Raw genomic sequence first — 25,668 nt, 5'->3', positions numbered from 1 at the left:
CCCCACGCCTGGTCATTGCGCCGAGACCACACCGTGGACCAGTGACGAGAGGGAGGGGAGCGGCATGCCCAGCGACGCAAATCCGGTGGAGACCGTACCTGCCCGTCGGCAGGGCGCGGTCTTCGTGCCGATGGTCCTGCTGGTCATCGCGCTGCTCCTGGCGGCCACCGCCTGGGTGACCGTCTCCGAGGCCAACGCCCCTGTGCCAATCCGGCCCCGAGCGGCGCAGAACCCCCCAGCCAGGACGGCGGCGCCAGCACCGCAGCCGCAGGGTGCGCCTGCAGCGCTGGTCCGCTCGGATCCGACACGGATCCGCATCCCAGACCTGGGAATCGACGCCCCGTTGATCCCGGTACGGCTGGACTCCACGGGCACGCTGCAGCCACCCGCATCGGACGACCGCAACCTGGCCGGCTGGTACGACGGCGGAATCTCGCCAGGTGAAATCGGCACCGCCCTCGTCGTGGGCCACCTCGACACCCGCACCGGGCCCGCCGTCTTCTACCGACTCTCCACCCTCGCGCCCGGCCAGACCGTGGCACTGGAGCGCCGCGACGGGCAAACCACGGTCTTCACCATCGACGCGATCGAGACCTATCCCAAGACCGACTTTCCGAGCAACCGCGTCTACCAACCAGCCACGCGGCCCGAACTGCGCCTCATCACCTGCGCCTGGCCCTTCGACCGCGAACGCGGCGGCTACCAGGACAACACCGTCGTCTACGCCCACCTGACAGCAGTCCAGTAATGCCGCACAGGCAAGAGCACCCACACCGGCCCACAGCGTTCACCCGATCTCCCGCCTCGGCCGTTTACGGCAGGAAGCCGATCACGAGCCCGTCCGCATCACCGGCCGCTTGAAGTCCACGTACAGGCGCAGCCGCTCGCCGACACCCAAGCGGGCAACACCACCGCATCCCATCAACGCACCGAGCACCCCGGGCGGACTGCGCTGCTTGCCCCGGCAAACACGATCCTGCCGGCCACAACAGCCCAGGCCCTGGACCGGGCGCAGGTCTGGGCGAAGGAGCACGGTGACAACCTGGCGGCGTTGGCCAGGGCGCTGGTGGGCGGCTACGCGATCGGCCCCTGGTTGTCAGAGTTGAGGGCTGCGGCGCAGGTGCCCGCGGGCGAGCCGGGGGTGCTGCGCCGGAGCGGCGCGGGGCGCTGGAGGAGATCGACCCGTTCTGGTACCCACCTGACCGATCGTCTGGCAGCGCGCCTACTTGGTGGCCAGGTTGTGGTGGCTGGAGGCCGACGGCCGCGTGGCCTAGGTTGCGTTGCCGGAGGACACCATGTTCGAGGGCGAGCAACTCGGCCGCCGGGTCCTCGCGCAGCGGGCTGGCTTTCCCAGCCTGGAGAGCGACCAGCAGGACCTGCTGACCTCGATCGGCATCGAGGAAGACCCGGAGCTCGTCGCGGCGAAGGCCGCGGCCGAGGCGAAGCCCAAGGTGTCCCGCGCGGACCGCTTCCAGCAGGGCCCGGCGGCCCTCGCCGCGTTCGCCGAGCGGGAGGGCCACGCACAGGTCCCGCGCCCGCACAAGGAGCCCCTCGAGGTCATCGTCGCCGGCCCCGGCCCTGGCGGCCAGGAGAGCACCGAGACCGTGCACGTCAGCCTCGGGGCGTGGCTGAACAACCAGAAGGCCCGGCGCGCGAAGCTCACCACGGGGCAGCTCGCCGAGCACGGCGTGGAGCGGGCATGAACAGCCAGCGAGGAACCTGCGGAAGCACCGACTGCCACCGCGGACACCTCCTCTCCGAGCCCTGGGACACCACCCAGGACCGGGCCCGGCGCCGCGACCCGTGCATCGACAAGGGCGCGCCCCGACCCAGCCACCGGCAGGTGTTCGGCCGCTTCGATCCCGACGAACGCGCTGGGATGCGTACGGCGACGACGACCTCGGTCCGCCACTCGACTGGTAGGCCCGGCTGGTCGGCCAGCCGGTGGGCGATAGGCTGCTGCGGCACGGAGAAAGCACTGGAGGCCGTCGCCCTGCGGGGCGGCGGCCTCCGGGTTTCTGCGTGGAGCAGCAGCCTGCAGGTGGCGTTCGAGCTCCGCGACGGCCCAGTACGTATCCGCCGTGCTTGCAAGCCGGCTGGTCCGGTCTGGAGCCGGACCAGCGGGACCTGCTGGCGGCGATCGGCATCGCGCTGGGCGCCGGGCTGGTGACGGGGAAGGCCGTGGCGGAGGCGGAGTCGAGGGTGTTGTGTGCGGACTGCTGCGCGCAGGGTCTGGCGGTGTTCGTCGAGCGGGGGGCCGTGTTCGGGTTCCGCGTCGTACCAGACCACCGAGGGGTTAGGGGGTTACCTTTCCGATCTGGCTGGCGGTGTTCTCGGTGAACCAGAGGTTGCCGTCGGAGCCGGTGGTGATCTCCAGCGGGCTGGCGGCGGAGGTCGGGATCGACAGTTCGGTGATCGTCCCCGAGGTGGTGATCTGGCCGATGTCGTTGCCGACGTTCTCGGTGAACCACAGGGCACCGTCCGGGCCGGTGGTGATGCCCCACGGGAACGGGAAGTAGAGGGGGTCGGTGAGGTCGTAGCCGGTGAACGCACCCGCCGTGGTGACCTGTCCGATCTGTGTTGCTCCGGCGTCGGTGAACCAGAGGTTGCCGTCCGGTCCGGCGGTGATGCCGATGGGCAGCGAACCCGACGAGGGGACCGCGTATTCGGTGACCGTGCCGCCGGTGGTGATCGTCCCGATGCTTCCGGACAGGACTTCGGTGAACCACAGGGCGCCGTCCGGCCCGACGGTGATGCTCAACGGGAAGGCCCAGATGGTCGGGAGCGCGTACTCGGTGATGGTGCCGCCGGTGGTGATTCGGCCGATCTTGTCGGCGCCCGGCTCCGTGAACCACAGGGCGCCGTCGGGACCGGCGGTGATGCCCCACGGGTAGGCGCCGAAGGTGGGGAGCGTGTACTCGGTGATCGTGCCGCCGGTGGTGATTCGGCCGATCTTGTCGGCGTTCGACTCGGTGAACCACAGGGCGCCGTCCGGCCCGGCGGTGATCCCGGCCGGCCCGGATGCGCTGGTGGGCACCGAGTACTCGGTGAACGTGCCGCCGGTGGTGACGCGGCCCACCGCGTTCGCGGCGTTCTCGGTGAACCACAGGGCGTCGTCCGGCCCTGCGGTGATGCCGACCGGCTCCGAATCGGCGGTGGGCGTCGCCAATTCGTCAATGCTCGCCGTCAGGCGCGTCTGTGACGCCCTCGGCTGGAGGTGTCTTCCCCGAAGGCAGCCGATGAGCCCCGCCGGCCCCCGGTGCCGGACACAGGACTTCACCCGCGGGCGCAGGGATCCGGGGCGGTGCGGGGAATCGCCGAAGGCGACAGTGCCGGGCGCGCCGACCGTGACCGTCAAGGCCAGGACGATGAACGCGCGACAGAACCGCCGAAGGCGGCCGGAACGGTGGGACATGAGACACCTTCCGAAGAACACGGCCAGAGCCGGACACCGGCATGACACCCCGCTGGCCCCGGACTTGTTGGGTGAGGAAGACGACACAGCTACCCCGATACCGCGACACGCGGCTCAAGCCGATATCGCCTTCGCGCTGCACACGCCCCATCCCCGCCGAGTCGGCGTCAAAAACAATGACGGAAGAGCGAAACCCCGAACTGCGCTGCAAGAATCGCTGCGGCGCCCCCCTCCACGACTCCCTCTCGTATATGTGTCTCACTGTCGGCGAAGCGTTCGCTTCCCGCATCCGACTCGGGCGAGGACGGGGAAACCGCACCTCGCCAACCAACAGGAACGCCAGCACGATGACGTCGAAAACCACACCACAATGACGCTCAACCACTCCTTGTTCTCTACAGGTTGATTGAGCCACTCGGGCAGCGAGAACGAGAACCCCCTGCTCATTTCGAGGAGTAGACGGTAAGACGCAGCCCGTCGCCGAGACCATCTCCCAGCGCCATACCGGCCGCCGGGGCCGGCAGCTCTATCCAGGCGGGGACGGCGGCCGAGTGCCGAGCCGCCGCAAGGATCAGTCGGCCCCACCCGCGCGACCGACCACAGCCGGGCACCGCCATAAGAATGGCCAGCGCAGCGCCGGTGAGAACCACCGACGCGCGCTCGCCCGCCCATCCCTACCCCACCACCCCACATCACCACCCCAACCCACCCACACCCCACATCCACCTGTTCCCGGACCATGCCTTCCGCGAGAGGGCGCGCAGAGGGGGTTGTCATGGCTGCCAGTCACCTTGATTGGCCTGCTGAGCTGCTGGGATGTTCGGGGCGGGACAGATGGTCCGGGCACGTACTCGGGTACACAGTCGGGCACCCTGTGGGGCACACAGTCGGGCATGCAGTCGGGCGGGGGCTGGAGCGCCATAGGGGCTCGGCCCCGGTTGGCGGGCCGGGGCCGGGTGGGAGATACGGCCCCGGTCCTGTCGGCGGGCCGACCACCCGTCCGGCCCGCTGGTCGGTCGCACGCCACATGCGCGGTGCGGTCTGCCGTGCGGGTCGATCGATTCGGGAGGCGTCGAATTTCTCTCTCAGAACGGCCGATCACACCCCGGGTGCACCACGGATCGGCGATTCAGATTCGGGCTTTCCCGGGCATCTTTCTGCTCGTTATTGGCGGACGGATAAAAGCAGCCTCAGGCGCCTTAAATTCATATGATTACGCGGCGGTTCATCCGCGAGGGCGGCCCGGGTGCTCGCGGGCGTGGCGCAGGCGCATCTCCCACCACGGGTCGTCAGGCTTCTCCTTGCGGGCACGGCGCATCTCGCGGGCGGTGGGCATGGGCAGGATGATCGGGAGGCGGCCGACCCGGGCGGCATCGCAGGAGGGGCATTCCAGGGCGTCGGGAGGGGCTTCGGTGGTGCGTTCCATGTCGGAGCCGGGCCGGCCGCCGAGGGGGCCTTTGCAGGTGTAGCAGGGCCAGCGTCGGGCGTGGGCGTCGCGGACGGCCTGCTGCTTCTTCTCCTGGGCTTCCCGCCATGTCTTGGTCTGGCAGTCGCCGCAGAGCTCGGTGCCGTCGCTGGGGCGGCCGCGGGGGATCTCGTCGGAGCGGCGGTTGCAGCCCGGGCAGCGGGTCGCCTCCAGGCGCTTCTCACGGGCTTCATGGGCGGCCTGCTCCTCGGCATCAAGGCGGGCCTGGACGCGGGCGCGGTACTCGGTGCGGGCGAGCGCGTCGGCGAGGGTCTGCCACTGGTGGGCACCGAAGCGCCACCAGATGTCGGCGTGCGGCCCACGCCGCTGCAGGGCCTCCAGGTGGCAGGCCAGGATCGGGATCCGGTCAGTGAAGTCCAGCGGGGCGTGGTCGGACGGGGCCCAATGCCGAACGGTGAGGTCCTGCAACTTGTTGATCAGGTTGTTCAGGCCCCGGGGGCCGGCGCCACCGAGGACTAGGGCGATCGGCGGCAGACTCCGGCGGCCGGCCTGCGGGTACTTGCGCCGCCAGACGGGGAGCTTCTTCGCCGAGCTGTGGTGCCCCTCGTGCGTGGGGTCGTTGTAGGTCAGGGCGAAGTACTCGGCGTAGCGGTCGAACTTGGCGGCGATGAACTGCGGTGTCTCGTTGTGGAGGTCGACCTCGACCAGGAGCAGCGGGACGTGGTCGGCGGGGCGGTGAGGACGGTGTCGGCGTACTGGGCGCGGTCGCCGGGCAGCGGGTGGGCGGCTTCAGTAGTCCAGTCGGCGATCGTGCCGACCGGGGCGCCGGGGGTGGCGGGGCTGGTGATGGCGACGATGGTGTCGTTGACGGCCATGGTGTGCGGGGCTCCGGTGGTCCGGCCGACCGACCAGGCCCGGCCGCCCACCTTCCGCCCGGCGGGCAGCGCCGACTTGGCGGCGTCCAGGCCGAGGTCGGTCAGCCCCCAGATCACCGCTCCCGCGCCGACCGGCCGCACCGGCCGTCGTCGCGCAGGACGCAGCGGCCCGGAGCCGGCCCCGTCGGCATCGGCCGTGTCGCTGTCGGCGGTGACGTCGGCGGTCCGCGGCTGCGTCGGGATTCCGGAGGTGGTGCCGCGCTTCTCGGTCAGCTTGTTCAGCGCGAGGTCGCGCAGCGCACCCGCGACCGTGTTCGGCTTCTCGTGGCCGGGCTGGGCCAGCAGCCAGGTCTGCTTGACGGTCGCCACCTTCAGCACGCCCAGTACCTCGAGGACGCTGTGGCGCAGTGGGCCGGTGGATCCGTTGGGGTAGGCCTTGGCGCGGACGAACGCGGTGCGCGTCTTCGCGGCCGGTGGCCGGTCGGTCTGGCCGGGTCGGTCCGGCTGCTCGTCCTCGTCCATGGCTGCTGCTCCCCCGCCGGTTGGTGATCTTCCGTCAGGTCCTCGATACCTCACGCCACCGACAACCCGCCCCCGCCCGCCGCCACCCCGCCGCCCCTCACCCCCGGCCCGGTCACCGGGCGCGCGGCCGGCCGGACGCGAAGAAGAAGGGCCAAACAGCGGCCCTGGAGCGCGCCAACACCCCGCACGCCCCAGACCCAACAACCAAACAGCCAAGGACAAGGACAAGGACAAGGACAAGGACAAGGACACAGAGGGTTGCCGGGGTTTCGGCGGACCTTGACATTGGCCCGTGACCTGCACAAATGCGCCCGACCCGGCGATAGCCGGTGGTCGGGGAGGTGGAGGGGGAGATAGTCGGGGAACCAGAGGGGGAACCACGGCCCCGGTGAGACCCTCCGAGGCGCTCCAGCGGGACGGGACACCGCTGGCGAGGCCTTCGTGGGCAGCGTACCCGGGCCGGCAGCTACGGGTTCCTTTGACGGCCTGGTTGATCGGTGGCGGGCGGGACCTGGCATGATCCATGCGCGCCCGATTCGCCATTGCCTGGGCGCGCTCCGGGGCCGGGTCCGACGAGGTCATCAGACAACCCGGCCCCGGAGCCATGTTCCCGGACTGCAGGCGGCCGGCCGCGGGCTGTGCCTGGCGCGGCAGGTTCGCTGCCGGCGGCGGTGCGGGCTTCGGGGTCAGAACGGTGCGGGGCCGTTGCCGCGGATCGCGAGCGTGGCGGTCGGGCGGTCCAGGTCCTCGACGAGGAACGCGGCCTCGCTGTCGTCGACGACCAGGTACGGGGCGGCGGCGTACAGGACGGTTTCCGCATCCGCGTCGCTGTCGAAGTGGAGGTGTCCGGCCCATTGCTGCAGGCCGGGGTAGAGGGATGTGCCGTTGCTGATCTGGTCGGTCCAGCAGCGCAGGTTCGCCCGGCAGCGGTAGAGGTCTGCGCCGGCGTGCACTTTGGCATCGCCCTGGTGAAAGCGTGGCTCCATGGCCCCAGTTTCGGTGTGCCGGCCAGGGCCCGCTCCTTATCTGTGCTCGTTCGCTCCGCCCGGCGGGCGGCATGAAACGCTTCTTTTCGGGCATATGCCATGCTTTACGACCTTTTGGCTGCAGATTTGCCGACCTGTGGAGGGCTGTCGTGCCGGAACCCGAGCTGACGCCGGAGGAGATCGCGCTGGTCCGCGCGTACGTGGAGATCCCGCCGGGGGTCGCAATCGACCGCGTGGACGTGCAGCGGGCCAGGCTCGCGAAGGCGGTGGGCGGGTGGTTCCGGAAGGTCGGCCCCGGCCTGTACGAGATCGGCACCGCCACGCCGCGCCCCGGCACGTCCCCGCCGGACCTGCCGTAGGCCCTCCCGGCCCGGAAGCCGGCCGGACCGGACGGCCGGTTCCGGCCCCGTCAGATGTTCGAGCGGGCCCGGCCGCCTCCGGCCCGGACCGAACCGGTGCAGCGGCTCGGGTGCGGATGCGCAGCCGGTCGAGGGCGGGTCCGGCCGCCCCGCGTCGCTGCGGCGGCCGGACCTGGTGTGCGCGCCGTCAACACGCATTCGCACCCTAGAGCCGCGGCGATCGGCGCCAATGTCGGCACGCTCGCGGCCTGCGGCACATGACCCGGGTGGACGGCAGCAGCCGAGGCCGGGCGGCACCGCCCGGAACGACAACAGCGCCCGCCGGAGAGTGTGCGTCGGACCCGGCAGGCGCCGAGGGGCAGCGTAACGGGCCGGACGCGGCACTCGCGGCACCACCGCGAGAAAGGCTCCCCGGCAGGCAATGGCGTGCAGCCGGGGAGCCGACCGTGATCCTCCCACTCCCCGTCAGGCGGCCTGCCCCCGACCCGCCTTACTCTGTACAGGACCGCCCGTCTAGGATCATCAACATGGACATGGGCATGGCGGCGACCGTCGAGGATCTGGCGAAGGAAGCCGAACGGCAGATCCGAGGCCGGATATGGGAGTTGACGCCCGCCGACCGCAGCGTCGCCGACAAGGCCGCCACCGACCTGCACGGCGCCATCGGCCCCGCACCCATCCAGCAGGCGCTTCCCCCGGTCGACCGGCTGGAACACCTGCGCGAAGCCCTCGCCACCCTGGCCATCGCCCTCGCCCGTGTCCACGGCCCCATGGCCTGGTTCCTCGGCGCCGCCGTCACCGCCCTCGCACCCGTCCTGCACTGGCGCGCCCTGCCCACCGACGACGGCCCCACCTTCGGCGCCGTCAAACCGACCGACCAGCAGTACAGCGACGCCGAAAACGCGGTCCGCCGACTCCAGGACATCCTCGCCCGTCTCACCAGCGCCTGACACCACCTGGCCGGCCGGCGCAGCCGCGCCAGGTGAGCACCGGGCACGATCCAGGGCGCCGCCGGACGGGGCCGGCTACCCGGTCACAGGACACCGAAGTCGACCCCCTCGATCCCGGTGAACCCCACCGCCACTCCGAACGCGCGGCGCCCGCCGCCGCGGAAGTAGTACTCCTGCAAACCCGCGGCGAGTACCTGCGCCTGGTCGTCCTCGGACGCGCCGGCGTCCCGGGCCGCGAACAGGACGGCGACGACGTCGCCGGGCAGGTGCTGGGTGAGCAGACGCAGCCGCGGGTCGCCGGTAGAGCCGGCCGCGGAGGCGAACCCGAACCGCGCACTCGCACTCAACACGAACCCGCCGCGCTCGGCAGCCCGCCGCACCCGCGGCTACCAGGCCGGCCCGGACCGCATCCGCGATCGCCTGCGCCGCAGCCGGCTTCGGGACGGCTGCGCCCTTGAACCAGCAGCGCTGGACGGTCCGCTGGCTGGCGTCGGCTGCTGGTTCAGCCGGTCTACCGGAGGGTACCGGCTTCGTGGTGATATCGGATGGCGTCCAATGCCAGGTCGGCGGTGGGGTGGGCCCTGGGACCGGCGGCGCCGGCCAGGACCAGGGCGGTGCCGCCCAGCTGGTGGAGGGCTGTGATCCATCCGGCCCGGCCCCACGGGCCGTCCGGCAGGTCACGCTCCTTGCCCGGGCGCGCCGGTCGGGCGAGTTCGCGGGCGACTCCGCAGGCAATTCGCCGGGCAACTTGCTGGACCATTCCGCAGGCCAGTCGGCAGACGATTCCGTAGGCAACCTGCTCGATGGGTGCTCCCCGCACAGGACAGCCACCGCCGCGGCACGCGCGCCTCATGGTCCGTGACCGGATCGGGCGATCCTCGCGTGCGCGCACCGTGCGCGCGTGGCGGCCCCGGCCGGGACCCACCAGGCGGGCGCACAGAGGCATGTCGGGTGAGTTCGGCTCCGACCGGCCGTTGATCTGGGCCTCCGGCGGCAGGGTCGTGGTCAGTCGGCCTGTGGTGAGACTCCCCCGGTCGGTCAGGCGGGCAACTCCTCGGCGGAGTCGTCGCCGTCGTCCGGCAGGGGCCGGCGGGCGAAGAGGGCGTCGGTCTCGGTCACTTCCAGCAGCCGCGCCACGGCGGGGCTGACCGCGGTCAGGACGAGGCTCTTGCCGGTCGCGGCAGCGCGCTCGCGCAACGCCAGCAGGACGTGCAGACCGCTGCTGCCGCAGAAGTCGACGGCGGCGAGGTCGACGTCGAGGCCCTCGGAGCTGTCGTCCAGCGCCGCTGCCATGGCCCGGCCCAGGGTGCGGGCGTTGTCCATGTCGACGTCGCCCCACAGCACGGCCCGCAGCCGGTTCACGCCGGACGGGCCGATGTGGACCGTGTCCGGGTGACGACGGCCGAAAGCGGCCGCCAGGGTGCGGCGCGCGGAGTGGCCGTCCCCGGGCGGATCGCCGGGTGCGGGGGCTGGCGGGGTGAGGCGGTCGGTCATGGCGGTTCACCCTCCCGGCCCCGGTCTCGGCCGGTGGCCTCTCGGGCGGGAACGGCGCCGGGCGGTGTCACGGCGGTGGGCCGCCGTCCGGCCCGTTCCCCTTCTCTCGGTGGTGGCGTCCCGCCCGCCGACTCGCCGCGGCCGGACGGGGGTCGGTGGCCCGGGCCCTCCCGGGCCAGCGTCCTGAGCAGGATGCCGATGTCGAAGTGTTCCTCGGCGGGGTGGCGGAACGGTGTGCCGGGCACGATCCGGTAGCGGTTGCGCCGCCCGACCCGCTCCCGGGTCAGGTAGCCAGCGTGTTCCAGGTCGGCGACGATCGCCCGCACCGCGCGCTCGGTCAGTCCGCACGCGTCGGCCAGGTCCCGCAGCCGCACCTCCGGGTCACGGGAGATCATCAGCAGGATACGGGCGTGGTTCGTCAGGAACGTCCAGCCCGTCCGGGGCTCATGGTCTGCATCCGTACTCACACCCACCAATATAGGATCGGCGATTCCGGTATCGCAACGCCTGAATCGTGGATGACAGCAGGTCACGGTCCAGGCGCACAGTGCTCGCGATCCGGCCCCGGCACCGGGGCGGGTTCCGGGCCGACGGCAGGTCGCACGCCCTGGTACCGCCCCGGCGCGGGAATCAGGGGCACGGAGGCTCTTCGCCCTGCGCTGCCGCCGCCGTTGCGCACTCGCGGTGCCGTTGCGCACTCGCGGCGCCGAGGCGGCCGGGGGGCCGCGGCGCCGCCGAAGGGTCCGCTCAGCGCGAGCGGGGGGCAGGGGCCGGGAGTTCGGCCCACACGGTCTTGCCCGGCCGGTGCGGCCGGTGCCCCCAGAGCGCCGACAGCCGCTCGACGATGACCAGGCCGTGCCCGTGGGCCGTCTCCGGCCGGTACGGAAGCGGCCGGGGTGGATTGGGCACGGGGTCCGTCACCGCGATCCACAGGCACTCGCCGTTCCATTGCAGGTCCAGATGCTGCGGGCCGGGGGTGTGGTCGGCTGCGTTGGCGAGGAGCTCGCCGGCGACCAGGAGCGCGTCGACGGCGACGGGCGAGGCGCTCAGCCGCCAGTCGGCCAGCGCCTGACGCAGGAAGTCCAGACCCAGGACCGTGCCGTCGCCGGGACGGAAGTCGAACCGGCGATGGCGGGTGCTCTCGGTGGTGGGTGGAGGCATCGTGAATCCAGGGAAGAAGCGGCGAGCGCGGTGACCCGTCCTCGCGCCTGCCCCGCCGCCCCCGGCCTACACCGTTTCGGCATGGTGGGGGCCGCGCCCGTTCCCACGGGCGTGGGCGCGCGCGGCCTGCTCGACCGTGGCGAAGACGGGGAACAGGGAGCCGGTCTCGGTCACCTCCAGCACCCGGCGCACCCCTCGACCGGGCGCGACGAGCACCAGCGGCACGCCCCGGTCGTGCGCGGTGCGGCGAACGGTCAGCAGCAGGCTCAGCCCGGCCGAAGTGCACAACTCCACCCCGCTCAGGTCCACCGCCAGCACCGCCGGGCCCAGCCCGAGCGCCCCGTCGAGGGCGGCTACGGCGACCGCCTCGTTGTCCATCAGCAGGTCCCCGGTGAACGCACACACCACCACCGGCCCCACCCGGACGGTCCTCGCCTTCAACTCCGCACTCGACGACGACGTCATCGCACAGCTCCCTGACTCGCAACACGAACGTGTCAACACGTCGCCAACGAGAACCCAGTTCGCTGTGATCGAAGAAGCGGCGGCCGGCGCCGGCCGGCACCAGCCGACCAGCTGATACTCACCCTACGCCCCCACCGCTCAGCACACCCCCACTGGCCGGCCTCGCCGCCGCGCCGGCGGCAAGGCCGATCACCCCGAACCGCGCCACCGCCGCGATGCGGACGACCGGGACAAGAGCAGGCCGGGGCCCTGACGCACCGGCCGCGAAACCCCGTGCACACCGCTGCCCATGACGGGCACTCAGCCAATACCGGCACGGACACGGCCCCCGGGTCCGGCCCGGGAAGGCCCGGCCTCCGGCTTCCGTCCGGGCCATGAAAACCGTGGGCCCGATGACCTGCCCGGCTTCGGAGCGCGCTGGGGCGATGTCCACGGCGGCGACTCCCTGCAGGACTCCCCCACTGGTGTCGGCGACCGCGAGGCCGTCCTTGAGCCCTCCACGCGACGCTGTGGATGAAGACGCGCCCGGCTCCCCGCCACCGGGCAGCCGGGCGCCGGGAAGCAAGCTCACAAGCATGCCACAGATGTACATCTGCTACACTTGTTGCATGTCTGAGCCTGTGATTGCTTCCATGGCGGAGGTCCGCAGCCACCTGGCCGATGTCCTCGACCGGGCCCGGCGGGACGAGACACCGACGATCATCACCCGCCGCGGCAAGGAAGAGGCCGTGGTGATCGACGTCCGCGAGTACCGGCGGTTGAGCAGGCTGGCCGACGAGGTCGAGGAAACCTGGCTGAACCGGCTGGCCGACGAGGCCGAGGCCGAGGGCCTGGAGGGGTCGGTGTCGCTCGAGGAGATGGCCGCGCTGCTGCGCGATCGGCGGGACTGACGCGGTGGGCCACGTCACGCAGTTCACCGCGCACGCCCAGCGGGACATGCTCAAGATCCCCCGGCCGGATGCCCTGCGCATCCTGCGCCGCCTGACCGAACTGCAGCAGGCACTGGACCACGGGGACACCGGCGCCTTCGACGTCAAGGCCTTGCAGGGCCACAACGCGCGGTGGCGCCTGCGCGTCGGGGACTACCGGATCGTCTACACCCTCGACGACGGCCGCCTGATCGTCTGGGTCCTGGCCGCCGGCAACCGCCGCGACATCTACCGCAACTGGTAGCGCACACCGGGCGGCCGGCGCAGACGGCCGCCGCCGCAGCCGGCCGATGAGGTGGAACGACCACCCCAGTCGGCGGCCAGGCCGCGGCTCGGGAGCGGTCCGGAGCCGCTCCCCCCGTAAGCAGGCACCACCGGGCGTGTCAGCCGAACACCGAAGAGGAGCACGTCTTCGTGAGCATCGTGGAGCCCGGCCCGACGGCCACCGGGACTGCCGCCGGTATCTCGTTGCGGGGGCACCAGGAGGAGGCGCTGGCGGCCATCGTGCGGGGCCTGACGCCCCGTCCCGGGCAGCCGGTGCCGCTGGGTGGTCTGCAGGTCACGGTGCAGATGGCCACCGGCTCCGGGAAGAGCTACGTGGGGGCGGCGGCCGGGCAGAAGCTCGCCCCGCGCGGTGTGGTCCTGGTCGTCGTGCCAACGCTGGACCTGCTGATGCAGATGATCGGCTCCTGGCGGGCCGCCGGCCGCTCCGGAACCATGCACGCCGTCTGCTCCCTGGTCGACGGTGAGCTGCCGTTCGGAGTGAGGGCGACGACCAGTCCGCTGATGATCGGCATGTGGCTGCAGCACGCCGCGAAGCACCGCCGGCCGACCACGCTGTTCGCCACCTACACCTCGGTCGGCGCGGTCGCGGACGCCTACGCCTACTGGGCCGAGCACGAGGACGAGCCGCTGCCGCCGCTGGCGCTCCTGGTGGCCGATGAAGCGCACCGGTCCTCGGGAAGTGTCGAGAAGACCTGGACCGTGGTCCATCACCAGGCGGAGATCCCGGCGGAGCGGCGGCTGTACATGACCGCCACCCCGCGGATCTGGGCGCCGCCGAGCGCGGCCATGCAGCGGCGCGAGGACGCCCGGCAGCCGCTACCGGAGGAACTCGCCGTGTCAATGGACGACCAGCGCGTGTACGGGCCGCAGGTGTTCACGCTGGGCCTGGCGGAGGCCATCGACCGCAAGCTGCTGGCCCCGTTCGAGGTCGTGGTGCTGGAGCTGCGCGACCCGGCCGCCGACCGTGACGGTGCGGCGCGGCAGGGCGTGCCGTTCGGGCCCGGTGTCGGCGAGGCCGCCGATGGGAGCGGGGACGAGGTGCCGGCCGCGCACCTCGCGGCGATCCAGGCCGGGGTGGTCAAGACGATGGTCGAGCGGGGCCTGGAGCGGTGCATCACGTTTCACAACCGCACCCTCGAAGCCCGCTACTTCTCCGAGACGCTGAACCAGACGGTGGAGAAGCTGCATGTGGACAAACCGCAGAAATATCCGGCTGAGATGTGGGCGCAGTGGCTTTCCGGTGAGCACGGCGTGGATTTCCGCAAGGACGTCATCCGGGATTTCGGGCGGGGCGGGGAGGACGATGGTCTGCGGCATCGGATCGTGTCCCAGTGCCGTGTCCTCGGTGAGGGCGTGGATATTCCGAAGGCAGACTCGGTCGTACTCACCGGCCGGGGCAGCATGGTGGACATCGTCCAGGCCATCGGCCGTGCCCTTCGGATCCAGCCCGGCGAGGGCAAGACCGCTTCCCTGATCGTGCCCATTTTCCTGCGGCCCGGGGAGGAGCCCGGGAACATTCTGGAGTCCGACAGCTACGGTCCCCTGGTCAAGATCCTCACCGCGCTGCGCAGCCACGACGCGCGCGTGGTCGAAGCCCTCGCGGTGCCGCAGAAGTCCGGCAAGCGTACGAAGGGGCGCAGCGCTGAGGCTGCTGTCCTGCCTGGTGAGGGTGGGTCAGGCGAGGGCGGGTCGGATGCGTTCGTGTTGCCGGTGCGGTTCCAGTCGCGGGTGGACGAGGACGTGCTGGCGTTGTTCGTTGCCACGCGGGTGCTGGCGAGTGAGAACCAGTTCTGGCGGGAGGGCATCGGCTACGCGCGGCGCTGGTTCGAGGAGACCGGCGGGCTGGACATTCCGTATTCGGCGATGGTCGGGAAGGAGGGGAATTTCCCGCTCGGGAAATGGCTGTCGGACCGGCGCAGCGAGCGGGCCGCGGGTGTGTTGGCGGAGTATCGGGCCGACATGCTCGATGATCTCGGGATGATCTGGTCGGTGCCGGACGCGGGTCTGGGCGAAGGAGCACGCCGGGTCGCTCGCCGCGCCGGCCCGGGCGTCGATCGGCGGGTACGCGATCGGGACGTGGCTGGCCGAGCTGCGGGCCGCCGCCCAGGTACCCGCGGGCGAGCATGGCGCGCTGGCGGCGGAGCGGCGGCGGGCGCTGGAGGAGATCGACCCGTTCTGGTGCCCCACCTGGCCGATCACCTGGCAGCGCACCTACAGCGTCGCGCGGATGTGGTGGCTGGAGTCCGACGGCCGCGTCGACTGGGCGCAGCTGCCCGAAGAGACCGTGTTCGAGGGCGAGCAGCTCGGCCGCTGGGTCGTGGCGCAGCGTGGCGGCTGGCCCGGCCTGGAGAGCGATCAGCAGGACCTGCTCACCTCGATCGGCATCGAGGAGGACCCGGAGCTGGTGGCGGCGAAGACCGAGGCTGCGAAGCCGAAGACGTCCCGTGCGGATCGCTTCGCGCAGGGTCTGGCCGCCCTGGCACGGTTCGTGGAGCGGGGAAGGTCATGCCCGGGTTCCGCGGGCCCACAAGGAGCCTGTGGGGGCCGCTCAGGGGGTCGTGGCGCTGGGGGTCTGGGTCAACAACCAGCGGGCCCGTAGGGACAAGCTGAGCGACGAGCAGCGCGGGCAGCTGGAGGCCCTCGGGGTGGCTTGGTAGAGCCGCCCCGGGCGGTACGGCGCCTTATCGACGGAGGCAGGACCGGCACGGGGGCACCGGGCCTACCGGCGGGTGTGCGGGTTCAGGTAGGGGGTGACGCCGGAGTAGGACATGCCGAGGGCTGCGGTCAGCAGTTCGATGTCGAGTTGGGCGGCGAGAGTCAGCAGGCGGGTTGAGCGCAGGGCGCGCGGGAGCAGGCCGACGGGGGCGAGGCTGTCGCGGATGTGGGCGGCGCCGGCGGGGCGGTGGGTGGTGGTGGTGAGGCGGGTGGTGAGGATGTGAGGGTTGGCCGACCCGGTGCGGGCGCGGTGGTCCAGGCAGCGCTGCAGGGCGTGCCAGGTCGCGGCGTCGAGCGGGGTGGGGGTCGGGCGGCCGGGGAAGTGCAGGGTGCGGCGGTCGGTGTCCACGGCGTCGTCGGTCAGGTGGCGTAGTTCAGTGGTGGTGGCGGCGTGGAGGAGGGCGGCGAGGCCGATGAGGGCTTCGTGGGGGTGGGTGTCCGGGTTGTCGGTCCATCGCCGGTAGAGGGCGCGCTGGTGGTCGAGGGTGAGGGTGGGGCCGCGGAACCCGCGGTGCTGCGGGGCGTCCAGCGGTGCGGTGGGGTTGTGGAGGACTGCGCCGGTGCGGTGGGCGTGGGCGAAGAACTGGCGCAGGCCGGCCATGTGCGCGGCGCGGCGGGCCGGGTTGCGGGCCAGGAACACTTCTATGTCGTGGGTGCTGACGCTCGCCCACGTGGTGGTGCCCTGGTCGTACAGGTGCAGAGCGATGTCGCGGACGGTGGTCAGGCGCACCTCGACGGTCCGTGGCTGCTTGGGGCGCAGGCCGTGCTGGATGGCGTGGGCGCGCTGGGCCAGGAGGTGGTCGGCGAAAGCCCGGGCTGCGGGACGCAGCGGTGCGGGAACAGCATCGAGGCGGCGCTGGCGGCGGGCGGCGGCGCGCAGGTCATCGGTGCCGGTCTCGACACACACCAGGTTCTCCTCGACCTGTCTGTCGGTCGGGAGGTCTGCGGCACTCGCCAGGTAGGGGCCCTGGTCGAGTCAGCGGCCGGGGCGCGTTGTCGGCGCCGGCCCGCTGCCGGCTCTGGGGGCTGTGGGCCGGCGGACCCGCGGCAGCAGGAACGCGGCGGCCAGCCCGCCCAGACCGGCTACCGCGAGCGCCGCCATCGCCGCCGCGTACGCGCCCTTGCTGAGCCCCGACACCAGGATGGTGCCGGCGACGGCCGTGCCGAGCGAGGAGCCGAGGTTGGAGATGCTGCGTGACAGACCGGAGATCTCGCCCTGCTGCGACTCGGGGAAGCACGACTGGACGACGTTCACCGACGGGGTCAGCATCACGCCCAGGCCGAGGCCGATCAGCAGCAGGCCCGGCGCGAACGCCCAGGCGCTGGGCGACCCGGCGACCAGCGCCAGCAGCACGGCGATGCCCGCGATCGTCACCACGAAGCCCGCCATGATGAGGGTGCGCTGCGGACGGCGCCGGGCCAGCTTCTCCGCGGCCAGCGAGGAGGCGAGGATGCCGAGCGTCGCGGCGGTGAAGATGACGCCGGTCTGGATCGCGTCGTAGCCGCGGACGACCTGCAGGTAGGCGGCGACGGTGAACGAGACGCCCATCAGCATCAGCCACTGGGTGTTCTGGGTGACCAGGCCGAGGTTCGAGGTGCGGTTGTGGAACAGCGACGTCGACAGCAGCGCCTCCCGGCCGGCCCGCTCCCGGCCGCGCACCCAAGCGAAGAAACCGGCCAGCACCAACGCACCCGCCACCAGCAGGCCGAACGCCAGCCAGCCGTTGTTGTCGACGGCCAGGATGCCGGTCACCAGCAGCACCAGGCCGGCCGCCGAGAGCACCGCACCCACCGTGTCGAAGGGCCGGGCGGGGTCGGGCGGCAGCGGGTCGACGAGCCCGCGGCTGAGCACCACGATCACCACGATCACCAGCGCCTGGAAGACGAAGGCGGCCCGCCAGCTGATCGCGCTGGTGATCAGACCGCCGATCAGCGGACCGGCTGCCGCCCCGATCCCGCCCATCGCCATGATCGCGCCGAACGCGCGGGCCCGGGACGCCGTGTCGGTGAACAGCAGCGTCGTCAGGATGTAGACCGGCGGGATCAGCAGCGCGGTGCCGACGCCCTCCAGGATCGAGTTCCCGAGGATCAGCACGCCGAGACCGGGCGCGGCGGCGCTGAGCACGGCCCCCACGCCGTACACGATGAGCCCGGCCAGCAGGCAGCGCTTGCGGCCCCACTTGTCGGTCAGTTTGCCGCCCGGGATCATCAGCGCGGCCATCACCAGCAGGAAGACGGTGATGGCCACCTGGACGCCCTGCACGGTGGTGTCCAGGTCCTCGCTGATGTCGTTGATCATCACGTTCATGTTGGAGCCGGCGAAGCTGCAGATGAACTGCGCCAACGCCAGCGGGGCGAGGACGCGCCGCGCCCCCGCCGTACGCCCCGCGGCCCCCGCTGCTGCCGTTCCCGCCATGCCGCCACCCGCCTGTCCGCGCCCGACACCCAGGGCCGCAGCTGCGCCGTCCGCACCTGCCGGGCACGGCGCGACGCGGCGGCCACCACGACCGTCGCACAAGCACCCGCTACACGGTGGAAGGCGCGCAGCCGACCTGCCTGGGCCAAGGACAGGCGGCTTTAAGGTTGTGCCTACCCCTTGCGGTGAGCGTCCCGGCGGTCGCTCACCAGCGGGAAGCGCAGGCCGCAGAAGGTGGGTGCTTCGAGGCCTTCGGCGTCGACGTCGCGGTCAGGCAGGAGCGCGAAGGGGTAGGCGTCATCCGGCGGCCGGGGTGTCCTCGTGGCGGTGGGCGATTCTCCATCCGCCGTCCTCGCACCGGTAGACCTGTGTGGCACGCAGGACGTAGGTGCGGGGCTGTCCCTCGATGGATGCCGACACGTACTCCAGGCCCACCGTGTAGGCTATGTCTCCGATCGCGTTGCAGGCCAGCGCTTCGAACTCGTACGACGTGCAGTCGGAGAAGCGGCGTGCGAGTGCGGTCAGGTGCTCGTCGACCTCGCACCGGCCGTCGGCGCTGTGCTCCGTCCCGAGCACGCTCACCGGGTTTCTGCGTGACCACAACGCCCGGTACAGGGCCACGTCACCGTCGTACAGGGCCGCTTGTGCCTTGTACAAAGTCGTCCTGACCCACCGCAAGAACGCGTCACAGTCGCTCACGTTCTCGTCATGCGCGGTCCCTTCCAGATCGGTGGGTGAGCAGAACGGCAAGCGGTCTGCCGCCGGCCCGGGGCGGGTGCGGTCAAGGTTCATTCGTCAAGCCGTGGGGGTTGAGTGACGTCGATTGCGGGGGCCATGGGCTGCTGGCGCTCCAGCCAGTAGCGGCCGAGCAGGGCGCCGCCGTAGAACACGAATCCGACGCCGATCAGCCAGGACTCCACCACCAGCAGGACGCCCACCGTGCCGTACGACTCGGCATTGGAGACCACCATTGGGTCGAACACCAGGGCCGAGAACACGCGCAGGCCGCCGAGTCCGGCGGTGGTGGCGAGCGCACCGGGCAGCAGGACCCGCCACCCGATCCGGCCGCCGAGCAGGAAGTGCTGCCCCCACCAGAAGAACGCCACGCTCATCGCCGCCAGCAGGAGGAGCCGCTCCGCGGTGTCCCACCAGCCAGGCCGCAGCACCGCGCCGGTCTCCACCTCGACGACCAGGAACACAGTGAGCGCGCCCAGCCACAGCACCTGCCGCCACAGGTGCCGCCACGACGGCGACGGAAGCCGCCAGATGCGCTCGTAGACGGTCTGCACCGCCGCGACGAAGGACAGGCCGAACAGTGCCAGGGAAAGGAGTGACAGGACGCTCGCGGTGCTGCGGATGTGCTGGTCGGCCGCGAACAGGTGCTCCACCGGTACCGCGGTGCGACCGGGCAGCCCCATGCCGTCGACGACCAGTGGGCGAAGTCGCGCTGGCGGAACGGGTCGACGGCGGCGACCACGATCAGCAGCGGTACCAGGGTGACCAGCCCGAGCGCGGCGAACCCCATCGACCGTTGCATCAGTTCCAGCCCGGCGCCCTGGCGCCAGAGCCCGCCGAGCCGGCTCCGTCGCCACCATTCGGCCCACCCTGCGCCCTTCGTCCGTCCGGCCGCTGGCCACGAGATCCCGCCGACACCGTGCATGGCACACCTCCGACGAACTCCTCCGCGACCACCATTCTCCGCGTGTCGGCAGGTCTTCACGCGCCGCCGAAGGCCGGGGCGGCTCGACCGCGATCGCGCCAGGAGGGCCCGACGGCGTCCACGGAGTGTGTGAGGTGTTCGCCTGGCCGGACGGCCGCAGCCGGGATCCGCCCGCCATTCAAGGGGGCAGGATCCCCGGCCCGGTGGGCCGGGGCTGCGCGGTGGTCAGCGCTGTAGCCACCGCCCCGGCTCGCCCTGCTTGGCCCATGCCGGACGTCTCCCGTCTCCTTCCTGCCCGCCGCGCGCGGCTGCCGCACGCATGCCGGCGCCTTCGGCTCCCCCGGGGCACGTGTCGCTCCGAGGCTTTGCCTGCCCGGCATGTGCTGGGCAGCGGCACCGTCCTCGAGCTCACGTCCCACACCGCCCACTGCCCCGTATGGCGCCTGCACCCGCCCGCGCCCGACACGGTCGAAAAGTCACTGAGGTGCAGCCCGGCTGACGGGCCGAACGGGGTGACGGCCAACCGGCGAAGACGACGGCTCAGGGCTGGCGTGGCGCGGCGGACAGCCAGCGGGGGGGCAGTGCCGGTCAGGGCGAGGGCGCTGGCGGTGGCCAGCCACGCGATGCCGACGCCGGTGAGGCCCCAGCGGGGCCTCAGCAGCAGGCTGAGGGCCAGCAGCAGGGCGGCGAAGGCGAGCTGCAGGCCTGTGAGGAAGATGAGGGCCTGGCGCACCCGGGCGACGTGGACGGCGACGCCGAACAGCACGTTCGGCACCGCGGGCAGGGCCATCAGGCGCAGCACGGTGGTGCCGTGGGTGCCGTGGGTGGCGTAGTCGGGGCCGAAGAGGTCGAGGATCCAGGGGGCGGCGGCGACCGCGACGACGGTGGCGGGGGGATCAGCACGAAGGTGTGGCGGAGCATGTGTCGGGTGGCACTACCTGCTCGTCGTGAAGGCCAACCAGCCCACGCTGTTCCGCCGGCTCAGGTCGCTGCCGTGGCCCCGGGTCACGGCCCGGCACTACCAGCGCGGCACCGGGCACGGTCGCCGCGAGACCCGGGTGACCCGCGCCCTGACCGTCACCGACCTGGGCTTGGACTTCCCGCACGCGATCCAGGCTGCGAAGATCACCCGCTACCGCACCGAGGTGAAGACCGGGAAGCGGACCCGGCAGACCGTCTACGCGCTCACCGACCTGTCCCACCTGCAGGCTTCGCCAAGGCGGATCGGCGAGCTCGCGCGCTCGCAGTGGACCATCGAGAACCGCCTGCACTTCGTCCGCGACACCGTCTTCGGCGAGGACGCCTCCCAGGTCCACACCGGCCACGGACCGGAGAACATGGCCACCCTGCGGAACCTGGCGATCAACACCCTCCGCGACCACGGCCACACCAGCATCGCCGCCGGCCTCCGCCACGTCTCCTACGAGTCCTTCACTCGCCCCCCTCGACCTCCTGCACACCCCCTGAACAGGACAGATGCAAGATCACCAGGACTTTGAATCAGCCCTGCTTTGCCTGGCCGGCGTCAGCGGGTGCGAGGCCCGGCTCTGGAGGCATGTGATGCTCGACCGGAGGACCTGGCTCAGGAGAGGATGACGACGGCTCGGCGCCACCGGATCGGGGCGGCCAGGCATGAGAGCGGCAGGACCTGTGCGATGGGCGGCAACCTGTGCGGCGGGAACCGGCGCTCCCGGACGGGGAGCGGGCCTGCCCGGCGGCTCAAGGCCGGTGGACCGCTCCCCGCCAGGAGTCCGGCGGCCTCGGCCGCAGTCAGCGCGGAGGCGGTGCGGACGTTGGCCGGGTCGGTCGCCGCCGCTATCAGCCGGGCCGCCCCGGCGTCGTCCCTGGCGGAACGACCAGCAGGTCAAGTCGGCCCGCCCTGAAGGAACGCACCACGATCTCGTTCGGATCCTGCTCCACGCCGAACCAGCCGCCGTGGACGACGTGCCTGGCGACCGGGATCCGGGACGGGATCACTGGCCAGTGGGTCGGGTTCAGTGTGACCCGGGTGACCCGGCCCCAACGGGCGTTCAGGACCGCCGCCAGGGCGGGGAGTTCCAGCAGCAGGTCGTACGGCCCGGGCCACCAGTCGCCGTCAAGCCGGCCAGGTCGCAGACCGGCGGGAGTCAGCGACAGGCGGGTCACCGCGTCGGCGGCGGACGGTTCGGCGGGGGACATCGTCGTACGGTCGAAGGTCATGGTCATCTCGTGGGCTCAGTCTCCGGCGCCACTCGCATGAAGCCGGTGTTGTCGTTTTCCGGAGACGACGCCGGGAACGGAGCCCGGCATGCGGAAGGCCTCCGGTACTGCCGGGTGTGCGCGGGGTCAGGCTGGATCCAGCTCTCCGGGCGGCCCCGGATCGGCCCCTGCCCGCAGTAGTGTTGACGTACCGAGGCCGTTGCAGACGCCAGCACCCGGGCCGGCGTCACCCCCGGCCACTCAGCCGGTTCGTCGAGAGCCGGAGACGGGCACGCCATGGCCACCGACCGCACCTTCCCGTACCCGATCTTCCAAGCGCCCGGTCTGCTCGGTCCGGTGGACTGCCGCAGTGCACGGTTCACCCTCGATCCCTCGCTCTCCCATACCGGAATGTTCGACGGCGCCTGGTGGCCGCGCTCGCGCGAGCTGAGGCGCGAACTACCCTCCCTGATCGCCGCGCTGCGCCGCCGGGTCGGTCCGATCCTGCACGTCAGCGTGGAGCGGACGGCCTGGAACACGGTGCCGCACCGGGTCACCGTCGACGGGCAGGTGGTACGCGTCAATCGCTTCTCCTCCAGCGTCCACACCATCGGTGTGGGCGGCGGGCATCAGGACCGCTTCCTGTTGCTGGTCGTCCCGCCGCGGACTCGCCCGACCGTGGCCCGCACCGCGATGGCCTCGGCGGCCGTCCCAGGCAACAGCACTCTGGCCGCCCGGACCCTCACCGCCGCGTCCCTGGGCCGGCCCGCCGAGGCCGCCCGCCCCGCCTGGCGCAACGCCACGGCGAGTTGGCCGCCGCCGTGGCCGCCGCCGTGGCCGGTCCCGCTGCCGCCCGGGCCGCAGCCACTGCCGCCCCGGCCGCAGCCCGGCGGCTGACCGCGGGCGACAGGATTCGCGCAGTCGGCCAGATGCGCGTGTCCGGGTCCGCCGGCCGAAGCGCCTGCTCAGATCCGGGGCGCGGCTCCGTTCGGGCCGGGGCCGAGGTGCTCGACGGTGACCAGCGCGGCGGCGTCGACGTCGACGTAACCGCCGGCATGCGCCAGCAGGTAGCGCCGCAGCTGCGCGCGAACAGCGCGGCCGGGAGCTCCTCGGGCCCAGCGGCCGATCCGCTCGTCGAAGAGAAGCGAGCTCGGCTCCACCACCAGCCGGCGCCGGCCTACATCGACGCCTGGCCGTCGCCGGGAGTGACCCGTTGTCCGGATGATGTGCAGTGGCGTCAGCCGCAGTCTTCCGCCGATTTCCTAGAATCGAGCGCATGATCGCCGCAGAGACCGAGCCGCCCGGACACGGAGGGCAGTCCCAGCCCCGCCTCGGCGCCACGACCGGCACCCTCCATACCTCCGCGGTCGATCCGCCTGCCATCCCGGAAGGCGACGCGAAGCACGCGCCGGCCGGGCTGAAGCCAAGGATGCGCGGCTGGCTGCACGCAGGCATCTTCCCCCTCTCGCTGGCCGGCGGCATCGCCCTGATCGCCCTGTCGCGCTCGGCTGCGGCGATAGCGGCCTGCTCGGTGTTCGCACTGTCGGCCTGCCTGCTGTTCGCCACCAGCGCCGTCTACCACCGCGGAACATGGGGCCCGCGCGGGGAGGCGGTCCTGCGGCGGCTGGACCACGCGAACATCTTCCTGATCATCGCCGGCACCTACACCCCGCTGGCGGTGCTGCTGCTGCCCGCCCGCCGACAGGTGGTGCTGCTGGCCGTGGTCTGGGCGGGTGCCCTGGCCGGCATCACCTTCCGCACCCTGTGGATCGCGGCTCCCCGGTGGCTCTACACCCCGTGCTACATCGCCCTGGGCTGGGTGGCCGTCTTCTACCTGCCCGACTTCGCGCGCACCGGCGGCACCACGATCGTCGCCCTCGTCATCACCGGCGGCCTGCTCTACACCGCAGGCGGCCTCGTCTACGGACTCAAACGCCCCGACCCGTCCCCATCCTGGTTCGGCTTCCACGAGGTCTTCCACACCCTCACCATCGCCGCCTTCACCGCGCACTACACGGCCATCCTCCTGGCAGCCACATGACTGGCCTTCGGAGGGCATCAGGAAGCTGGTGGGCTGGACGGCTGGGGGCCGGGGCACTCTCGTGGTGCAATGCGACCCACCCGGCGCCAAGCTGGAGTGGATCTTTCGCGCACCGAACCGGGCTCTCGAGCAGTGAGGAGTCACCGTGACCGCAGGAAGGCCGGGCGAGGGCGACGGGCAGTCCTCCCGTCCTCCTAAGGGTCGCAGCCGCCAGGGCGAGGCGACGACTCTGGCGGGGACGTTGGAGGCCGCGGAGGCCGCGGCGCCCGTGGAGTCCCTCGACGTGGTCGCGCGCATCCTCAAGGAGCGCCTCGGGCAGCGTCGGTCTCCTTCCTGATCACCGACTTCAGCGGCAGCTCAGTCGTGCGGCTGGGCGCCGCGGGAAGTGTCGAGACCGGCGAGCCGGCCCAACGCATCTCCTTGCGGGGCACCCTGTACGACGACGTGATCCGCAGCCAGCAGCCGAAAGTGGAGGACACCGGCGACGGAACGCTGGTGCGGATCATCGCCCCGGTGACCAATCGCGGAGATGCCATCGGGCTCCTCGAGCTGTTCCTGCCCCTCGCGCCGGATGCGCAGGTGATGCGGGAGATCGGGGAGACGGCGCACGCACTGGCGTACATCGTCATTGCGAACCGGCCCTTCACCGACATGTACCAGTGGGGCCGACGCACCGTCCCGCTGAGCCTGGCCGCAGGGATCCAGCACCGGCTGCTCCCGGCGTCGCTGGCGTGCGAGGCAGCGCAGTTCGCGGTCGCCGGGGCGCTGGAGCCCGCCGACCACGTCGGGGGCGACACCTTCGACTACGTGATCGACCGGGACACGGTCCAGCTCTCCGTGACCGACGCCGTGGGCCACGACGTCGACGCCGCACTGCTGGCCACCCTCGTGGTGGGTGCCCTACGGCGGGCGCGGCGGGCGGGTGTCGGCCTCGACGAACAGGCCCGCCAGGCCGACCGGGCCATGCGGGACCACGGCCGCCAGGGGTACGTCACCGGCCAGCTCCTGCGGATCGGTCTGCACGACGGCAAGACGGAGTTCGTCAATGCCGGGCATCCCTGGCCGTTGCGGATGCGGGACGGGGCGGTGCGGGAGATCGTCCCAAAAGTCGATCTGCCGTTCGGTATCGGGATCCACGCCTCCCACACCAACACCTACCGGGTGCAGTCGCTGGATCTGCAGCCCGGGGACCGGCTGGTGATGCTGACGGACGGCATGCTGGAGCGCAACGCCCAGAGCCTCGACCTGCCGGACCTGATCGTCCGCACCCGCGCCCTGCATCCCCGGGAAGCCGCCCGCACCCTCATCGGGGCGATCGTCGACGCCGGCGATGGTCACTTGGAGGACGACACAACCGTCATATGCTTGGACTGGCACGGCCCCGGCACCACCCGGCGGGACGCCGCCACAGGGGCAAATCTCACCGACGCCTCGCGGTCTGCAAGCACGGGACGGGCCGCTCCCAGACGATGACCCCGGAGGTGCGCGGAGACGCGGGGTGGGCGACCGTCACACTCGTCCCCGGCCGCACTGGCGGGTAGGCCAGGTGCCGGCCGCGGGTTCCCGCCCGGCGGGTAACCGCGCAGTTCCTCGCCGAGGCGCAGGGCTTCTTCGAGCTGGGCCGAGTTCCCTGCGCGCTCGTCGACGTGCACGCCGCGGCGACGCGGCGCAGGGATCGCGCCGTTCGTGCCGGCAGGTTCGGGGAGGAACAGCTCATCGACTGGGTCGGCCGCGTCGAGCACTCGCAGGACGGGGTGCGGCATGGTGCGTGCGCTCTCCCACGTCCTGGAG

General features: G+C 71.9%; 25 protein-coding genes and 3 pseudogenes. 12 read left to right on the top strand and 16 right to left on the bottom strand.

Annotation, left to right across the window (positions count from 1 at the left end; all coding sequences use genetic code 11):
* On the top strand, positions 1–748 hold a 748-nt coding region (locus AB0442_RS36450; RefSeq protein WP_366167851.1), incomplete at its 5' end, for a class F sortase.
* Positions 749–1,295: 547 nt separating this feature from the next.
* On the top strand, positions 1,296–1,703 hold the full coding sequence (locus AB0442_RS36445; protein WP_366167850.1) for a helicase associated domain-containing protein: 408 nt from the start codon (positions 1,296–1,298) through the stop codon (positions 1,701–1,703).
* 593 nt (positions 1,704–2,296) lie between these two features.
* On the opposite strand, the gene AB0442_RS36440 is transcribed toward AB0442_RS36445, so the two are convergent.
* The 4 genes from AB0442_RS36440 to AB0442_RS36425 all read right to left on the bottom strand — a co-directional run bounded on the left by AB0442_RS36440 (position 2,297) and on the right by AB0442_RS36425 (position 7,224).
* A complete protein-coding gene (locus AB0442_RS36440; RefSeq protein ID WP_366167849.1) occupies positions 2,297–3,169 on the bottom strand; it encodes a virginiamycin B lyase in 873 nt (290 codons plus the stop codon).
* Positions 3,170–4,640: 1,471 nt separating this feature from the next.
* The gene (locus tag AB0442_RS36435; protein WP_366167848.1) at positions 4,641–5,309 is read right to left on the bottom strand and encodes a hypothetical protein; all 669 of its coding nucleotides are present in this window, start codon (positions 5,307–5,309) and stop codon (positions 4,641–4,643) included.
* 158 nt (positions 5,310–5,467) lie between these two features.
* The gene (locus tag AB0442_RS36430) at positions 5,468–6,238 is read right to left on the bottom strand and encodes a hypothetical protein (protein ID WP_366167847.1); all 771 of its coding nucleotides are present in this window, start codon (positions 6,236–6,238) and stop codon (positions 5,468–5,470) included.
* A 686-nt stretch (positions 6,239–6,924) separates the two neighbouring features.
* Complete coding sequence (locus AB0442_RS36425; protein WP_366167846.1) at positions 6,925–7,224, bottom strand: hypothetical protein; 300 nt, start codon at positions 7,222–7,224, stop codon at positions 6,925–6,927.
* Between the two features lie 149 nt (positions 7,225–7,373).
* Here AB0442_RS36425 and AB0442_RS36420 point away from each other — a divergent pair, with 149 nt between their 5' ends.
* Positions 7,374–7,583 (top strand): hypothetical protein, encoded by a 210-nt coding sequence (locus tag AB0442_RS36420; RefSeq protein WP_366167845.1) that lies wholly within the window; start codon positions 7,374–7,376, stop codon positions 7,581–7,583.
* A 527-nt stretch (positions 7,584–8,110) separates the two neighbouring features.
* The gene (locus AB0442_RS36415; RefSeq protein WP_366167844.1) at positions 8,111–8,533 is read left to right on the top strand and encodes a hypothetical protein; all 423 of its coding nucleotides are present in this window, start codon (positions 8,111–8,113) and stop codon (positions 8,531–8,533) included.
* An 83-nt stretch (positions 8,534–8,616) separates the two neighbouring features.
* Here the strand turns inward: AB0442_RS36415 and AB0442_RS36410 are convergent, their stop codons facing one another.
* The 5 genes and pseudogenes from AB0442_RS36410 to AB0442_RS36390 form a co-directional block, all read right to left on the bottom strand.
* Positions 8,617–8,880, bottom strand: a complete 264-nt coding sequence (locus AB0442_RS36410) for a hypothetical protein (protein WP_366167843.1) — start codon at positions 8,878–8,880, stop codon at positions 8,617–8,619.
* A gap of 691 nt (positions 8,881–9,571) precedes the next feature.
* Positions 9,572–10,027 carry an STAS domain-containing protein gene (locus AB0442_RS36405; protein ID WP_366167842.1) on the bottom strand — a complete coding sequence of 152 codons (456 nt, stop codon included), beginning with the start codon at positions 10,025–10,027 and terminating at the stop codon, positions 9,572–9,574.
* 212 nt (positions 10,028–10,239) lie between these two features.
* A pseudogene (locus tag AB0442_RS36400) lies at positions 10,240–10,494 on the bottom strand (helix-turn-helix domain-containing protein); the annotation flags it as partial.
* A 280-nt stretch (positions 10,495–10,774) separates the two neighbouring features.
* Positions 10,775–11,188 carry an ATP-binding protein gene (locus AB0442_RS36395; protein ID WP_366167841.1) on the bottom strand — a complete coding sequence of 138 codons (414 nt, stop codon included), beginning with the start codon at positions 11,186–11,188 and terminating at the stop codon, positions 10,775–10,777.
* Between the two features lie 66 nt (positions 11,189–11,254).
* A complete protein-coding gene (locus tag AB0442_RS36390) occupies positions 11,255–11,653 on the bottom strand; it encodes an STAS domain-containing protein (protein WP_366167840.1) in 399 nt (132 codons plus the stop codon).
* 608 nt (positions 11,654–12,261) lie between these two features.
* Between AB0442_RS36390 and AB0442_RS36385 the strand changes: the two genes are divergently transcribed.
* The 4 genes and pseudogenes from AB0442_RS36385 to AB0442_RS36370 all read left to right on the top strand — a co-directional run bounded on the left by AB0442_RS36385 (position 12,262) and on the right by AB0442_RS36370 (position 15,524).
* Positions 12,262–12,543, top strand: coding sequence for a type II toxin-antitoxin system Phd/YefM family antitoxin (locus AB0442_RS36385; protein WP_366167839.1), 282 nt, complete (start codon positions 12,262–12,264; stop codon positions 12,541–12,543).
* Positions 12,544–12,547: 4 nt separating this feature from the next.
* Positions 12,548–12,826, top strand: coding sequence for a type II toxin-antitoxin system RelE/ParE family toxin (locus tag AB0442_RS36380; protein WP_366167838.1), 279 nt, complete (start codon positions 12,548–12,550; stop codon positions 12,824–12,826).
* 170 nt (positions 12,827–12,996) lie between these two features.
* Positions 12,997–14,835, top strand: a pseudogene (locus tag AB0442_RS36375) (DEAD/DEAH box helicase family protein); the annotation flags it as partial.
* 155 nt (positions 14,836–14,990) lie between these two features.
* Positions 14,991–15,524 (top strand): helicase associated domain-containing protein, encoded by a 534-nt coding sequence (locus AB0442_RS36370; RefSeq protein WP_366167852.1) that lies wholly within the window; start codon positions 14,991–14,993, stop codon positions 15,522–15,524.
* A gap of 62 nt (positions 15,525–15,586) precedes the next feature.
* Here the strand turns inward: AB0442_RS36370 and AB0442_RS36365 are convergent, their stop codons facing one another.
* The 5 genes from AB0442_RS36365 to AB0442_RS36345 all read right to left on the bottom strand — a co-directional run bounded on the left by AB0442_RS36365 (position 15,587) and on the right by AB0442_RS36345 (position 20,460).
* Positions 15,587–16,489: an integrase gene (locus AB0442_RS36365; RefSeq protein WP_366167837.1), complete on the bottom strand. Its 903-nt coding sequence runs from the start codon at positions 16,487–16,489 to the stop codon at positions 15,587–15,589.
* 69 nt (positions 16,490–16,558) lie between these two features.
* Positions 16,559–17,998, bottom strand: a complete 1,440-nt coding sequence (locus AB0442_RS36360) for an MFS transporter (RefSeq protein WP_366167836.1) — start codon at positions 17,996–17,998, stop codon at positions 16,559–16,561.
* 297 nt (positions 17,999–18,295) lie between these two features.
* The gene (locus AB0442_RS36355; RefSeq protein WP_366167835.1) at positions 18,296–18,697 is read right to left on the bottom strand and encodes a nuclear transport factor 2 family protein; all 402 of its coding nucleotides are present in this window, start codon (positions 18,695–18,697) and stop codon (positions 18,296–18,298) included.
* 89 nt (positions 18,698–18,786) lie between these two features.
* Entirely contained in the window at positions 18,787–19,416 is a 630-nt protein-coding gene (locus AB0442_RS36350) for a ribonuclease BN (RefSeq protein WP_366167834.1), read from the bottom strand.
* Between the two features lie 420 nt (positions 19,417–19,836).
* The gene (locus AB0442_RS36345) at positions 19,837–20,460 is read right to left on the bottom strand and encodes a hypothetical protein (protein ID WP_366167833.1); all 624 of its coding nucleotides are present in this window, start codon (positions 20,458–20,460) and stop codon (positions 19,837–19,839) included.
* An 82-nt stretch (positions 20,461–20,542) separates the two neighbouring features.
* On the opposite strand from AB0442_RS36345, the gene AB0442_RS36340 reads away from it, so the two are divergent.
* Positions 20,543–21,157 (top strand): ISAs1 family transposase, encoded by a 615-nt coding sequence (locus tag AB0442_RS36340; RefSeq protein WP_366167832.1) that lies wholly within the window; start codon positions 20,543–20,545, stop codon positions 21,155–21,157.
* Positions 21,158–21,476: 319 nt separating this feature from the next.
* Here AB0442_RS36340 and AB0442_RS36335 read toward each other — a convergent pair whose 3' ends face one another.
* On the bottom strand, positions 21,477–21,857 hold the full coding sequence (locus tag AB0442_RS36335; RefSeq protein ID WP_366167831.1) for a DUF5994 family protein: 381 nt from the start codon (positions 21,855–21,857) through the stop codon (positions 21,477–21,479).
* A 276-nt stretch (positions 21,858–22,133) separates the two neighbouring features.
* On the opposite strand from AB0442_RS36335, the gene AB0442_RS36330 reads away from it, so the two are divergent.
* On the top strand, positions 22,134–22,733 hold the full coding sequence (locus tag AB0442_RS36330; RefSeq protein WP_366167830.1) for a DUF5994 family protein: 600 nt from the start codon (positions 22,134–22,136) through the stop codon (positions 22,731–22,733).
* A gap of 68 nt (positions 22,734–22,801) precedes the next feature.
* Here AB0442_RS36330 and AB0442_RS36325 read toward each other — a convergent pair whose 3' ends face one another.
* Positions 22,802–22,999 carry a hypothetical protein gene (locus AB0442_RS36325; RefSeq protein ID WP_366167829.1) on the bottom strand — a complete coding sequence of 66 codons (198 nt, stop codon included), beginning with the start codon at positions 22,997–22,999 and terminating at the stop codon, positions 22,802–22,804.
* Positions 23,000–23,112: 113 nt separating this feature from the next.
* On the opposite strand from AB0442_RS36325, the gene AB0442_RS36320 reads away from it, so the two are divergent.
* Together AB0442_RS36320 and AB0442_RS36315 are read left to right on the top strand one after the other, a co-directional pair.
* A complete protein-coding gene (locus AB0442_RS36320) occupies positions 23,113–23,877 on the top strand; it encodes a hemolysin III family protein (RefSeq protein WP_366167828.1) in 765 nt (254 codons plus the stop codon).
* Positions 23,878–24,106: 229 nt separating this feature from the next.
* Positions 24,107–25,350, top strand: a pseudogene (locus tag AB0442_RS36315) (PP2C family protein-serine/threonine phosphatase).
* Positions 25,351–25,668 lie beyond the last annotated feature (318 nt).

It is taken from the genome of Kitasatospora sp. NPDC085895 (genome assembly GCF_040702125.1).
Lineage (GTDB): Bacteria > Actinomycetota > Actinomycetes > Streptomycetales > Streptomycetaceae > Kitasatospora > Kitasatospora arboriphila.
Note: the sequence above shows the minus strand (reverse complement) of the source record. Positions and strands in the feature narration are given on the sequence as shown.

Bases quoted from the DNA above. Each gene is read 5' to 3' on its own strand.
- AB0442_RS36445 (WP_366167850.1), top strand. From the start codon at position 1,296: ATGTTCGAGGGCGAGCAACTCGGCCGCCGGGTCCTCGCGCAGCGGGCT.
- AB0442_RS36430 (WP_366167847.1), bottom strand. From the start codon at position 6,238: ATGGACGAGGACGAGCAGCCGGACCGACCCGGCCAGACCGACCGGCCA.
- AB0442_RS36425 (WP_366167846.1), bottom strand. From the start codon at position 7,224: ATGGAGCCACGCTTTCACCAGGGCGATGCCAAAGTGCACGCCGGCGCA.
- AB0442_RS36415 (WP_366167844.1), top strand. From the start codon at position 8,111: ATGGACATGGGCATGGCGGCGACCGTCGAGGATCTGGCGAAGGAAGCC.
- AB0442_RS36405 (WP_366167842.1), bottom strand. From the start codon at position 10,027: ATGACCGACCGCCTCACCCCGCCAGCCCCCGCACCCGGCGATCCGCCC.
- AB0442_RS36395 (WP_366167841.1), bottom strand. From the start codon at position 11,188: ATGCCTCCACCCACCACCGAGAGCACCCGCCATCGCCGGTTCGACTTC.
- AB0442_RS36390 (WP_366167840.1), bottom strand. From the start codon at position 11,653: ATGACGTCGTCGTCGAGTGCGGAGTTGAAGGCGAGGACCGTCCGGGTG.
- AB0442_RS36385 (WP_366167839.1), top strand. From the start codon at position 12,262: ATGTCTGAGCCTGTGATTGCTTCCATGGCGGAGGTCCGCAGCCACCTG.
- AB0442_RS36370 (WP_366167852.1), top strand. From the start codon at position 14,991: ATGGCGCGCTGGCGGCGGAGCGGCGGCGGGCGCTGGAGGAGATCGACC.
- AB0442_RS36360 (WP_366167836.1), bottom strand. From the start codon at position 17,998: ATGGCGGGAACGGCAGCAGCGGGGGCCGCGGGGCGTACGGCGGGGGCG.
- AB0442_RS36350 (WP_366167834.1), bottom strand. From the start codon at position 19,416: ATGGGGCTGCCCGGTCGCACCGCGGTACCGGTGGAGCACCTGTTCGCG.
- AB0442_RS36335 (WP_366167831.1), bottom strand. From the start codon at position 21,857: ATGACCTTCGACCGTACGACGATGTCCCCCGCCGAACCGTCCGCCGCC.
- AB0442_RS36330 (WP_366167830.1), top strand. From the start codon at position 22,134: ATGGCCACCGACCGCACCTTCCCGTACCCGATCTTCCAAGCGCCCGGT.
- AB0442_RS36320 (WP_366167828.1), top strand. From the start codon at position 23,113: ATGATCGCCGCAGAGACCGAGCCGCCCGGACACGGAGGGCAGTCCCAG.